General features: G+C 70.7%; 10 protein-coding genes and 1 riboswitch. Of the genes, 6 read left to right on the top strand and 4 right to left on the bottom strand.

What is annotated here, in order from left to right; genetic code table 11:
* Nucleotides 1-100 precede the first annotated feature (100 nt).
* Together ABZ396_RS19850 and ABZ396_RS19845 are read left to right on the top strand one after the other, a co-directional pair.
* Nucleotides 101-925, top strand: a complete 825-nt coding sequence (locus ABZ396_RS19850; RefSeq protein WP_358919061.1) for a CocE/NonD family hydrolase — start codon at nucleotides 101-103, stop codon at nucleotides 923-925.
* A 697-nt stretch (nucleotides 926-1,622) separates the two neighbouring features.
* Nucleotides 1,623-1,820, top strand: a riboswitch (cyclic di-AMP (ydaO/yuaA leader).
* 3 nt (nucleotides 1,821-1,823) lie between these two features.
* On the top strand, nucleotides 1,824-2,312 hold the full coding sequence (locus ABZ396_RS19845) for a transglycosylase SLT domain-containing protein (RefSeq protein WP_358919059.1): 489 nt from the start codon (nucleotides 1,824-1,826) through the stop codon (nucleotides 2,310-2,312).
* A 9-nt stretch (nucleotides 2,313-2,321) separates the two neighbouring features.
* On the opposite strand, the gene ABZ396_RS19840 is transcribed toward ABZ396_RS19845, so the two are convergent.
* The 3 genes from ABZ396_RS19840 to ABZ396_RS19830 form a co-directional block, all read right to left on the bottom strand.
* Nucleotides 2,322-3,128, bottom strand: a complete 807-nt coding sequence (locus ABZ396_RS19840) for an HAD family hydrolase (RefSeq protein WP_358919057.1) — start codon at nucleotides 3,126-3,128, stop codon at nucleotides 2,322-2,324.
* A 645-nt stretch (nucleotides 3,129-3,773) separates the two neighbouring features.
* Nucleotides 3,774-4,970, bottom strand: coding sequence for an FAD-dependent oxidoreductase (locus ABZ396_RS19835; protein WP_358919055.1), 1,197 nt, complete (start codon nucleotides 4,968-4,970; stop codon nucleotides 3,774-3,776).
* A gap of 26 nt (nucleotides 4,971-4,996) precedes the next feature.
* Nucleotides 4,997-6,241, bottom strand: a complete 1,245-nt coding sequence (locus tag ABZ396_RS19830) for an ATP-grasp domain-containing protein (protein ID WP_358919053.1) — start codon at nucleotides 6,239-6,241, stop codon at nucleotides 4,997-4,999.
* Nucleotides 6,242-6,516: 275 nt separating this feature from the next.
* Between ABZ396_RS19830 and fahA the strand changes: the two genes are divergently transcribed.
* From fahA to ABZ396_RS19815, 3 genes are all read left to right on the top strand, one after another.
* Nucleotides 6,517-7,734 (top strand): fumarylacetoacetase, encoded by a 1,218-nt coding sequence (gene fahA, locus ABZ396_RS19825; protein ID WP_358919101.1) that lies wholly within the window; start codon nucleotides 6,517-6,519, stop codon nucleotides 7,732-7,734.
* 304 nt (nucleotides 7,735-8,038) lie between these two features.
* Nucleotides 8,039-8,977 (top strand): M56 family metallopeptidase, encoded by a 939-nt coding sequence (locus tag ABZ396_RS19820; protein ID WP_358919051.1) that lies wholly within the window; start codon nucleotides 8,039-8,041, stop codon nucleotides 8,975-8,977.
* Nucleotides 8,978-9,047: 70 nt separating this feature from the next.
* Nucleotides 9,048-9,242, top strand: a complete 195-nt coding sequence (locus ABZ396_RS19815) for a hypothetical protein (RefSeq protein ID WP_358919106.1) — start codon at nucleotides 9,048-9,050, stop codon at nucleotides 9,240-9,242.
* Nucleotides 9,243-9,272: 30 nt separating this feature from the next.
* Here ABZ396_RS19815 and recQ read toward each other — a convergent pair whose 3' ends face one another.
* Nucleotides 9,273-11,258 carry a DNA helicase RecQ gene (gene recQ, locus ABZ396_RS19810; protein WP_358919049.1) on the bottom strand — a complete coding sequence of 662 codons (1,986 nt, stop codon included), beginning with the start codon at nucleotides 11,256-11,258 and terminating at the stop codon, nucleotides 9,273-9,275.
* A 313-nt stretch (nucleotides 11,259-11,571) separates the two neighbouring features.
* Between recQ and ABZ396_RS19805 the strand changes: the two genes are divergently transcribed.
* Entirely contained in the window at nucleotides 11,572-12,093 is a 522-nt protein-coding gene (locus ABZ396_RS19805) for a hypothetical protein (protein WP_358919048.1), read from the top strand.
* Nucleotides 12,094-12,183: the final 90 nt, after the last annotated feature.

Raw genomic sequence — 12,183 nt, 5'->3', positions numbered from 1 at the left:
GATAGGTCGCTGCCATCACTCAAGTCAGCGTATCCGGTCAGGTTTCGATCACCGATAGCGCCCACCGTTACACCCCGGGCACTATCGGATCACGACCGGTATGTTTTTGATCAGCCGATACGACCTGACATCCACTGACTTAACAGGAAGTACCGACAGTTGTCCCGAACCGAGGCGTAAGCCGTGTCCTGGACCGGAGGGTGAACCGCGGCCCGGACCAGCGCCGTCACCGGGTCCGACACCGGACCGTCCGGCAGACCGCCGACCACGAACGGTCACCTCTTCCCCGGCTGACGTCACCTGCCCGGAGGTACCCCGTCCGCCGCCCGCCAAAGCCGACGGGGGCACATCGCGCCGACCGTACCCGTACATCCATGCCCTACGAGACCACACACGAGGACCTCCGCATCCCTTCGCCGTCCGGACGTCGCCCCCCACGCGCGCGTGGCACCCGAGGACGGATGAGCCCGCCCACGCGCGCGAGGCACCCAAGAACGGCCGAGCCCGCCCACGCGCGCCGCTCGAACACCTCCCCCATCGGCTCACCGGCCAGACGCCGCCCCACCCGCTCACCGACCGGACAACCCCACGAGGCCACCGGCGCCACCCACTGCTCCACGGGCCACGGTCACGTCCCCGGCCGGCGGACAGGCCCGCGACCGTCGAGCGGCCGACGGCGCGGCTCCGGCGCAACGGGAACGTCGGCATGGTCGGCACCTCCTGGGGCGGCTGCATCTCCCTCCGAATGACGGCCCTCGCGCCCGAGCCGCTCAAGGCGGTCGCCGTGGCCCGCTCCACGGACGGCCGCTATGACAACGACGCGTTGTGCGGCGGAGGTTCCGCCCTCGCGATGGACATGAGCGCGCGGACAGCCACCCCGCCCGCCGCCTGTTCGGCGAGCCCGCCGACCCCTCCCCCAAGGTGACCGGAATCACGTACGCCGACCGGCAGAGCACACTCGAACTTCCGGCGCGCTCCGGGACCTTGGGCCAGCCGATCGCCTTGGAGGCACCCGAGCGGTTCGAGGCACCCAAGCGGGCGGAGCCGTCGGGCGTCAGCCTCCCGGCCGCGCTCGATCAGCGGCACGCGCGCATACCCGGACCGTACGGAGTTCACGGGGGGCGCCGGAGACGTACACGACCAGATGAACCGGATGAGCAGAACCCGCGGCCGGCCGCCCACTGCCGGTCGAGCCCATCGGTTCGCCCTCATCAAGCCGGAATTTCGCCGAACAAGACAATTCGGGCAATCTTCGAAATCGCCCGTGGTGCGCACCGCTTCACCCATCCCAATCGGGGCAATCCGCACGAATGACGACGATACGCTTTTCCACTGATGCCCGGAAAGACGGATTTCACAAATCCCCTCATGTCCTATTTGCCGTAATTGCCGTTCCGTGAAGTAGGTCACGTGGGCAGGGCTGCCGCAATGACGGCAAGTGCGGCTCCCTTTCCGTTTCCTGTGGGCGAGTTGAGGCTTGGCAGCCGCAAAGGATCAAGCGCCCCATACGACTCAGATCAAGGTCAATCGGTGCGTTGTGTGAATCCGGCACTTGTTCCGGACATGTGCTCTCGCATACGTTCCCGCTCGCCGGGCGGACGCCGAATCCTGCCGCCGCCCGTCTTGACCCATCGACAAGTCCATTCGCACGGCAGGAGCGGGGGAACCAGGTAAGTCGCCGGACCGGGCGACCGACGTCAGTGACGGACGTCGTACCGGAACGGCTAGGGGTGAAGTCGCCTCGCCTTCGGGCGGCGCGGCCGGGCACTCCCCGGGCCCGAACCCGACAGCTCACCTCGTAGGCGACGGAGAGGAACTTTGCCATGCCTGCTGCCGCTCAGCACCGCCGTCCCCGCCGTAACCGCATCGCCCGCACGCTCGCCGTCGCCGGCACCGGCGCCGCCGTTCTCGCCCTCCCGCTCATCGGGGCGACCACCGCCTCCGCCGCCACCTCCACCCCCACGACGGCCGCGACGACGACCGCCGGGTACCCGAACAACCTCGACGGCTGGATCCGCGAGTCGCTCGCGATCATGGCCGAGAAGAACATCCCGGGCAGCTACAACGGCATCTACCGCAACGTGATCCGCGAGTCGTCCGGCAACCCGCAGGCAATCAACCTGTGGGACTCCAACGCGGCCGCCGGCATCCCGTCCAAGGGCCTGCTCCAGGTGATCGCCCCGACGTTCAGCACCTACCACGTGGCCGGCACGTCCTTCGACATCTACGACCCGGTCGCGAACATCACCGCCGCCTGCAACTACGCCGCCGCGCGGTACGGCTCGATCGACAACGTGCACGGCGCGTACTGACCGGCGCCGTCAGCGGAAGAGTCTTTCGAGGACGACGGCGATGCCGTCGTCCTCGTTCGACAAGGTGATCTCGTCGGCCACCGTCTTGAGTTCGGGATGGGCGTTGGCCATCGCCACCCCGTGGGACGCCCAGTCGAACATGGGGATGTCGTTGGGCATGTCCCCGAAGGCGACGGCTTGTTCGGGACTCAGCCCCAGGTGGCCGGCGGCCAGCGCGAGCCCGGTCGCCTTGGTCACCCCGCACGGCTGGAGCTCGACGGTCCCCGGTCCCGACATGGTGACCGTCGCCAGCGACCCCACCACCGAGCGGGCGGTCGCCGCCAGCTCGTCGTCAGTCAGGGTGTGGTGGCGCAGCAGCACCTTGCTGATGGGCGCGCACCACAGATCGTCGCGCCGGTCGACGCGCAACGCGGGCAGCGTGGGATGGGGCATCAGATAGCCCGGCTCGATGAGCGTGAGCCCGTCCACGCCGTCCTGGTCGACCGCCGCGTAGACCTGCCCGACCTCGGCCTCGATCTTGCCGAGGGCGGTCTCCGCCAGCTCCCGGTCCAGAGTGACCGACCACAGCATCCGAGCCGCGCCGGCGTCGTAGACCTGCGCGCCCTGGCCGCAGACCGCGAGTCCCGTGCAGCCGAGGTCGTCCAGGAGGGGGCGCACTCTCGGCGCGGGGCGCCCGGTCACCACGAGGTGCCGGGCGCCTGCCCGGCCGGCCCGCGCGAGTGCGGCAAGTGACCGTTCCGACAGGGTGTCGTCGGCGCGCAGCAGCGTGCCGTCCAGGTCGGTGGCGATCAGTGAGTACGGGGAGGGTGGGACCATGATCAGAGAATACGGACAGCACGCCCCTGAGACTCATTGTGTGTTTTGGCCTCAAGCGGCGCCCGCTCTCTCCGTGATGGGGCGTTGTCAGTGGGGCGCGTTACGTTGGCGGTGGGTTGATCGCAACGATCGGACGAGGGCGACCGTGGTGACGGAGCGGTCAGGAGAGTTCCGGGCGCATCTGCCGGCGGCGGCGACCGGGGTGCTGGAGCGGTTCCCGCGGGATCCGAGGCCGGGGACCTAGGCGCTGTCGTTCCGTTCCTGAGCGTGTTGACGATGACGACGATCGCAGACCGTAGGTGGCGACCGGCTGCGACACGGAGAGCCAGTACGAGGCCGAAAGGGACCTGGCGGACCCGGGCGAGGCGCGCTGGAACTAGGCGTGTTGACTCCTGGACGGCTTCGAGACGCTCGGCAACTGTCCCGAGGACCCGGTCGGCGGCGCGCTGTGCACCAAGGAGGTCCGGCGGCTCGGACTCTGGTTCGACGGGGACTGCGACGACGCCGAAATGGACGCGAGGCGGGACCTGTTGAGGCGCCCGGCCCCCGGGGGAGGGTGGTGGTGGCGCGACCTCGGGGTCGGGTGGCGGCCCGGCCCCCGAGCGGGTGGCGGGTGGCGAACCGGCCCGGCCTGGCGGGCGGTTGTCATGCGTGGGTAGCAGCCAGGTGCTTGGCCAGGCGCGGCGAGGCGAACTGCGTCCCGCACACGAACCGCATCACCGGGCCGTACGACGCTGCCGCGGGCAGGCCGGTGAAGTACAGGCCGGGCATGGAGGAGACGTATCCGGCGCCGAGTTCCGGGGCGCCGCGGCTGACCGTGACGCGGGTGCGCAGCTCGGGGCCGAGGAAGTCCATCGCCGCGACGTCCACTCGGTAGCCGGTGGCGGCCACGACGTGGTCGGCGGTGAGCCGGTCGGTGCGGCCGTCGTGGGTGCGGACGGTGAGGACCGGGGCGCCGTCGGAGATGTCGGCGCAGGTCACGCCGGCGACTTCGTGGACTTGGACCTTGCCCTCGAAGCGGTCGCGCAGCCACCAGGCGCCGAGCGGGCCGAGCACCCGGCGGACCAGGTAGTGACGGGTGCGGGCGGGGAGGTAGCGGTAGGGGTGCGGGTAGTAGCTGAGCGCCCACAGCGACCAGGCCCGCCCGAACGGGGACTCAGGGCGCAGCCGGGGCTGGTCCCAGGGCGGGGCGCCGAAGGCGACCTTGCCGCGCCCGCGTGAGACCACCCGCACCTGGGCGCCCGCCTCGGCCGCGAGAGCCGCCGTCTCCAGCGCGGACTGCCCGGCGCCGACGACGATCAGCTCCTTGCCGGAGAAACGGGTGAGGTCGTGGTGCTGGGAGCTGTGCGAGAACGGTCCCGTGGGCGCGTCCGCCGACACTTTCACGAGCTCCGCGGGGAGGTGGGCGAGCCCCGACAGGCCGGTGGCGACGACGACAGCGCGGGCCGTGAACAACTCACCCGAGTCCAGTTCGAGTTCGAACCCGGCTGCCTTGCTGCGGTCCACGGAAACCACCCGCACCCGCTCCAGCTCGGGCACCAGCTTCTGCTGGAACCACTCGCCGTAGCCGATGAACGTCTCCACCGGGATGATGTCCTCGTCGGTCACCAGCCTGCGTGTGCCCACCGCGTCGCAGTAGTCGGCGAGGGTGTGCCCGCGCTGCGGGCAGTCGAGGTTGGAGGCGGCGGGCGTCGACTTCAGGAGCATGCCCTCGGGCATGTGGTCACGCCAGCTGACCATGGGGTCTCCGAAGACCCGGACGGGGATGCCGCGCGCCCGCAGATGGGCGGCGGTGGACAGGCCGAAGGGCCCGGCACCTATGACTGCTACCGGTTGAATCACGAAGTCCCTCCCCAGGAACGTGGTGCCTACTTCGTGGAGGTGCTGGAGCCGCGGTGGTTGGTCCGCCACAGCTGGTAGAGGTGCTTCGCGCCCGGACGTACGAAGCGGGCGAGCATCGTGACGAACGGCAGCGGGTCGTCACCCGCGAGCCAGGCCAGCTCGGTCCCGCTCGGCCGCCCGGGCGCGTGCGGCGTCGTATAGCCGCTTCGGCGGTAGGCGAGGAGGGCGGGCAGGTCGATGTTCTCCACGACGTATCGGTGGCCGGCGCGCTGTTCCCCCTCCGGAACGGGGCGCCCGGTCAGGTCCAGGTGCATGGCGCGGACCACGTCCACCCCCGACTCGCTCTCGAAGAGCCGGAACTGGGCGCCCATGCGCGGGTTGAAGTCGAGCAGCTTGTACTGCCCGTCGCGGCGGTCGAAGCGCAGGTCGAGGTCGATGATGCCGCTGAAGCCGATCTGTTTGATGAAACGCGCGGCGAGGTCGGCGAGTTCCGGGTTGTCGACGACGTACGCGTTCGCCGTCATGCCCGCGTGCGGCGGCCACGAGCGCACCTTGACGCCGGTGAACAGGGCGCGCGGGTTCGAGTCGGCGTCGAAGTAGGCGTGCACGATCCAGTCCTCGGCGTCCTCCCTCGGGAGGTACTCCTGGAGGATGACACCCGGATGGTCGCCCCAGTCACGGGCGAGGGTGAGCAGTCCCTCGCGGGTGGCGATCTTCGTCGTGCCGTTGACGGCGGGCTGTTTGCGCCGCAGGAACGCCTCTCGGTTCTTGGCGACGATCGGGAAGCGTGCCTTCTCCGCGAAGTCGACGATCTCGTCGTACGACTGCGGGAAGGCTGCCGTCGGACTGGGGATGCCGTGTTGCACGCACAGTTCGTGCAGGTCCTGCTTGCTCGCGAGCCGGCGGGGCAGTGCTGACTCCACGCGCGGGAAGAGGAAGCGGTCGCCGAGCGCGTCCTGGTGCTCGGCGATCAGAACGGCGGCCTCCTCGTCGGTGGGGATCAGCAGGGTCGGACGGCCGATGCGGTGGCCGATGCGCAGCAGCCCCTCGACCAGATGATCCGGTTCCTCGGCGCCTGTTGTCGGCCATACGAACGCCCGTTTGAGATAACGAGAGGAGGCCGCCGGCGTGTAGGCGTCCTCCGTGATCGCGTACATGGGAACACCCAGGCGGCCCAGGCTGCGAATCGCGCCGACCCCGCCGTGGTGCAACGGATAGTCGCCGAACTTGACGATCAGGCCCGGCACGTCGCGATCCGCCGCGAACGGCATGCTGGCGGCATTCCTGGCCACGGGTCCCCCCACGCGTCCCCCCTACGGACCGGACCCACCCCGTCCGTGTCCCCCAAAGGACGCTAAGCCGGAATTGACCCCTCCGACAAGGTCTATTCGGACATTGCGAACTCTTTAGACACTGCCACGGCAGCCGGCTCACCCGTAACGTGTGGCGCGACCACATGGAATGCCGCGCAACGCCTTAGCGACGTCACCACATAGTCGGCCCCCGCGCGGCACGGATGAGAGCGAGGCGCCACCCCATGCCCCCCTTGCCCCCCTTCGAGGTCCCCGAGGGCGACCCCTTCGGCCCGCACAATCTCCCGTATGGCGTGTTCTCGACGCCCGAGAGCACGGAACGGAGGGTCGGTGTCCGTCTCGGCGACCACGTCCTCGACGCCGGCGCCGCGGCGCTCGCGCTCGGCTCCCCGTACGCCTCCCTGCTCGCCCGCCCCACCCTCAACCCGCTGCTCGCCGCGGGGCGCACCACCTGGTCGGACGTACGGCGCGCCCTGACCGCCTGGGTGACCGTGCCCGCTCACCGCGAGGTGCTCGAACCCCTGTTCCACCCGCTGTCCGAGGTGACCCTGCACCTCCCCTTCGAGGTCGCCGACTACGTCGACTTCTACGCCTCCGAGAATCACGCCCGCAACGCCGGCCGCATCTTCCGCCCCGACGCCGCCGAACCGCTCACCCCCAACTGGAAGCACCTGCCGATCGGTTACCACGGCCGCGCGGGCACGGTCGTGGTGTCGGGGACGGACGTCGTACGGCCGTCGGGCCAGCGGAAGACGTCTTCGGATCCCTCGGAGGCACCGGTGTTCGGCCCGTCGGTCCGGCTGGACATCGAAGCCGAGGTCGGCTTCGTCGTCGGCGCGCCGTCGGAGCAGGGGCGGCCGGTGGCGCTGGGCGACTTCCGGGAGCACGTGTTCGGGCTCTCTCTCCTGAACGACTGGTCGGCGCGGGACATCCAGGCCTGGGAGTACGTCCCGCTCGGCCCGTTCCTCGGCAAGTCGTTCGCCACCTCGGTCTCGGCGTGGATCACCCCGCTGGACGCACTGGAGGACGCACGGGTCGCCCCGCCGCGGCGGACGCATCCACTGCTGCCGTATCTCGACGACTCCGACGAGGACCCCGCGGGTTACGACCTGCGGATGTCGATCGCGATCAACGGTCAGGTGGTGTCCGAGCCGCCGTTCTCCACCATGTACTGGACCGCCGCCCAGCAACTCGCCCACATGACCGTCAACGGCGCCTCACTGCGCACCGGCGACCTGTACGGCTCCGGCACGGTGAGCGGTACGGAACCCGGGGAGCGCGGGTCGCTGCTGGAGCTCACCTGGAACGGGCGGGACCCGCTCGACCTCCCGGACGGCAAGCGGACATACCTGGAGGACGGCGACATGGTGACGCTGTCGGCGTGGGCGCCGGGGCCGGGCGGTGGCCGGGTGGGACTCGGGGAGGTCAGCGGGCGGATCGTGGCGGGGTGAGGGGCGGGGCGGAGGCGGGCTGAGAGGCGGTCGGGCCGGGGAGCGCTTGCAGTGAGCCGGAGCGCACAGGTCCCCGGGTTGGCGAGGAGAGCACCCGGATCCTCGTCGGCACCTGACTCGGGCGCCCTGTCCCGTCATACTGACGGGACACGCACCATGCGATGCGCCCGCACGCGCACCGTGCGAGGCGACGGCGCACGCATTACGTGATGCGCCGGCGCACGCACCCTGTCGCGCAACGGCGCATCACTCCCGCACCACCCACAACCCGCATACCTCTCCGATCAGGAAACGGAGCTTCGGCATGACCGTCTGCCTGCTCCTGCTGAGCGTCGTCGCCCTGACGGCCGCGGTGCCCGCACCACGCGCGCTGGTGCAGGCCCTGTGGCCCGAGCGGGAACCCGTGGTCGCCCTGTGGGTGTGGCAGTGCCTGGTCGCCACCGTGCTGATGTGCTGCCTGACCGCGCTCGTCCTGGGCGCGGCGGCCGTCTTCCACACCGTGCGCGACCGGGTGTTCGCGCCGGCGCCACCGGCGGTCACCGCCGCGTACGACCTCTCCGTCGCGCCCCTGTGGGCGGTCGCCCTCACGGTGCTGCTCGCGTGCGGTGCCGCCTGGACCACGGCGATGCTCGCCCGCGAACTGGTCGAGGCCCGCCGGCGCCGCGGCCAGACCCGCGCACACCTGCGCGAACGGGCACCGGAACTGCCGGCGGGGCTGCCGGCGGCACGCGGACCGATGCTGGTGCTGGAGGACGAATACCCGGACGCCTGGTGGATGCCCGGGCATCCCCCCCAGCTTGTCGTGACGACCGGGGCACTGCACCGCCTCACAGACCACCAGCTCGACGCCGTACTCACCCACGAGCAGGGCCACGCCCGCGCCCACCACGACTGGCTGCTCCACCTGTCCAGCGCGCTGGCCACGGGCTTCCCGCGCGTGCCGCTCTTCTCCCATTTCTGCGACCAAACCTACCGGCTCGTCGAACTCGCCGCCGACGACGCGGCGTCCCGCCGCTGCGGCCACCTCACGACCGCCCTGGCCCTGATCGAACTGAACCAGCACCGCGGGGTCCTGTCCTGCGCGTCGAGCCGCCGGCTGCTCGGTGAGCGGGTCGACCGGCTCCTGGAACCACCGCCACGGCTGCTGCGCCGCCAGCGGGCCCTGACAACGACGGTGGCCGCACTGGTACCCCTGCTGCCACTCCTGATCACGTTCGCACCGGGGCTGACCGCGCTCGGGTAGCGCACCTGTCGCCTGTCGCCGCTGGAAGTCCAGGACGGGCCGCGGCGCGAGGCACGACGGACGCCGGGCCGTGAGCGGGTTTGAGCCGCCCTCGGGATCCTTCCGCCCGTGCCGTAGGCTCGCCGATCCGAACGCCGACGTCCGCAAGGCGGCCGTTCTCGCCCTGACCCGGCACGCCGGTGTCGAGGAAGCCCGCGTGGCGCTGGCGACGGCGACGGCGGCCCCGGACGCGGATGTCAGGGCGTATGCGGCGCGGGGGCTCTGAGCAGGGCCTCCGCCCGGGGCCGGGTCGGGCTTATATCCAGTCCTCCGGCTCCGGCTCCGCGTCCATCTCGGGCCAGTGGTCCTCACCCCCGGTCGCCGCCGCCGCAAGGGCTGGGGTGGACGGTGATTTCAAGGAGGCCAGTACCCCGAGCACGCCCTCCCCGTACGTCATGAGCTTCTTCTCGCCGACGCCGCCGACGGTGGCGAGCTCGGCGATCGACTCGGGCCATCGGCCGACGATCTCCCGGAGCGTGGCGTCGTGGAAGATCACGTATGCGGGTACGCCCTGTTCGCGGGCCTGTTCGGCACGCCAGGCGCGCAGTGCCTCGAACGCGGGGAGCAGGTCCTCGGGCAGCTCTGCCACAGCCGCCTTCGCCTTGCCCTTGCCGGAGGACCCGGATGTTCCGGACGACCTGGAGACCACCGGCTTCTTCGGCTCCTTGCGGAGCGGAACCTCCCGTTCCCGCCGCAGTACCGTCCCGCTGGCCTCGGTGAGGACGAGCGTGCCGTACTCGCCCTCGACGGCCAGCAGCCCCTGGGCGAGCAGTTGCCGGACGACGCCACGCCATTCGCCTTCTTCGAGGTCGGTGCCGATACCGAAAACGGACAGCTGGTCGTGGTCGAACTGGATGACCTTGCCGGTGCGCTTGCCGAGCAGAATGTCGACGATCTGGACGGCGCCGAATTTCTGCCCGCGTTCGCGCTGCAGTCGTACGACCGTGGAGAGGACCTTCTGGGCGGCGACGGTGCCGTCCCAGGTCTCCGGTGGGGTGAGGCAGGTGTCACAGTTGCCGCAGCCCGCCGGGTCGGGGTCCTGGCCGAAGTAGTTGAGCAGTTGCCCGCGGCGGCACTGGACGGTCTCGCACAGGGCGAGCATGGAGTCGAGGTGGGCCTGGGCGCGGCGGCGGAAGGCCTCGTCGCCCTCGCCGGACTGGATGAGTTTGCGCTGCTGTATGACGTCGTTGAGGCCGTAGGCCATCCATGCGGTGGAGGGCAGGCCGTCGCGGCCGGCGCGGCCGGTCTCCTGGTAGTAGCCCTCTACGGATTTGGGCAGGTCGAGGTGGGCGACAAAACGGACGTCGGGTTTGTCGATGCCCATGCCGAAGGCGATGGTGGCGACCACGACCAGGCCGTCCTCGCGCAGGAAGCGGGACTGGTGGGCGGCGCGGGTGCCCGCGTCGAGGCCGGCGTGGTAGGGGACGGCCTCGATGCCGTTGCGGGTGAGGAATTCCGCCGTGGCTTCGACCGACTTGCGGGAGAGGCAGTAGACGATGCCCGCGTCGCCTTCGTGTTCCTGGCGGAGGAAGGTGAGCAGCTGATTCTTGGGGTCGGCCTTGGGGACGATCCGGTACTGGATGTTGGGCCGGTCGAAGCTGGCCACGAAGTGCCGGGCGGCCGGCATGTGCAGCCGCTGGGTGATCTCCTCATGGGTCGCGTGGGTGGCGGTGGCCGTGAGCGCGATGCGCGGGACGTCCGGCCAGCGCTCACCGAGGAGGGAGAGGGCGAGGTAGTCGGGGCGGAAGTCGTGGCCCCACTGGGAGACGCAGTGCGCCTCGTCGATCGCGAAGACGGCGATCTTGCCGCGGGCGAGCAGGTCCAGCGTGGAGTCCAGGCGCAGCCGCTCCGGCGCCAGGTAGAGCAGGTCGAGCTCTCCGGCGAGGAACTGGGCCTCGACCACGCGCCGCTCGTCGAAGTCCTGGGTGGAGTTGACGAACCCGGCGTTCACACCGAGGGCGCGCAGGGCGTCCACCTGGTCCTGCATGAGGGCGATTAGGGGGGAGACCACGATGCCCGTGCCGGGTCTGACCAGGGCGGGGATCTGGTAGCACAGTGATTTTCCGCCGCCGGTCGGCATGAGGACGACGGCGTCGCCGCCGGCCACCACGTGCTCGATGACCGCTGCCTGCTCGCCCCGGAAGGCGTCGTACCCGAAGACCCTGTGCAGCGTGGCCAGTGCCTCGCCGTCCGCCGGTCCGGGCGTCTGCCGCGTCCCTGGCGGCTCGGTCGTCCCTGGCATCTCGTCGGTTCCGCCCGTCCCACCCATCGCGTGTCCCCCGTACGTCGTCCCTCGACCACTGCCTCCACGATAGGGGTACGGACCGACAGCGCCTGAGTTATCCACAGGCCCGCCGGCCGGGAGTGGCATGCGGGGCGGGATCGGGCGGGTGCCGGGCGGGGTCCCCCGTCCGGCGGTGTCCTCAGTCCTTTGGCCGTCTTCGCGTGGCGGCCCGGAAGCGGCGCGGGCCATGCTGCACGGGCGGGACCGGGGAGGCCCGCGTCGTACGGAGGCGCCGCACTCGCGTGCCTCTTCCGCCCCAAGGAGCTTCAGGATGTCTCTCAGGTCCCGCACTGCCGGCGCCGTTCTGGCGCTGGCCGTGCCGTTCGCTCTGGCCGCGGTTCCCGCCGACGCGGCTCCCGTCCCCGAGGCCGACCCGTTCATGTGGACGGATCTGACCCCGACGTACTCGGCCACGGCGGACTACCAGTACGAGCCGTTCGCGGTCACGGACGAGTACACGCCCACCGGCGACTGTGCCAAGGACACCCGGACCGGCAAGGGAGCCGCGGGCTACCACTACGTCAACACCGCGAACATCGGCAGCCTCGATCCGGCCGAGCCCGCGGGTCTCCTGTACGAGACCGACAGCGCCGGCGGCCGTGCCCTGGTGGGGGCGGAGTGGATCGTGCGCGCGGGCACCGGCACCACCGCGCCGACACTGTTCGGGCAGACGTTCCAGGGGCCGGCGAACCTGCCCGGTGTGGGTTCCGTGTACACGCTGCACGCCTGGATCTGGAAGGACAATCCGAGCGGTCTGTTCGCGCCGTGGAACCCCACGGTGAAGTGCGCGTAGCCGTCGCCGGCGCTGTGATGTGCCGGTAGCCCCGTGCTGCGCAGGCGCGCGTGGGTCCTGGTTCCTCGCGGGAACGCGCATGGGCCCGGT

The organism is Streptomyces sp. NPDC005866 (assembly GCF_040629895.1).
In the GTDB taxonomy this organism is placed as follows: Bacteria; Actinomycetota; Actinomycetes; order Streptomycetales; family Streptomycetaceae; genus Streptomyces.
Note: the sequence above shows the minus strand (reverse complement) of the source record. Positions and strands in the feature narration are given on the sequence as shown.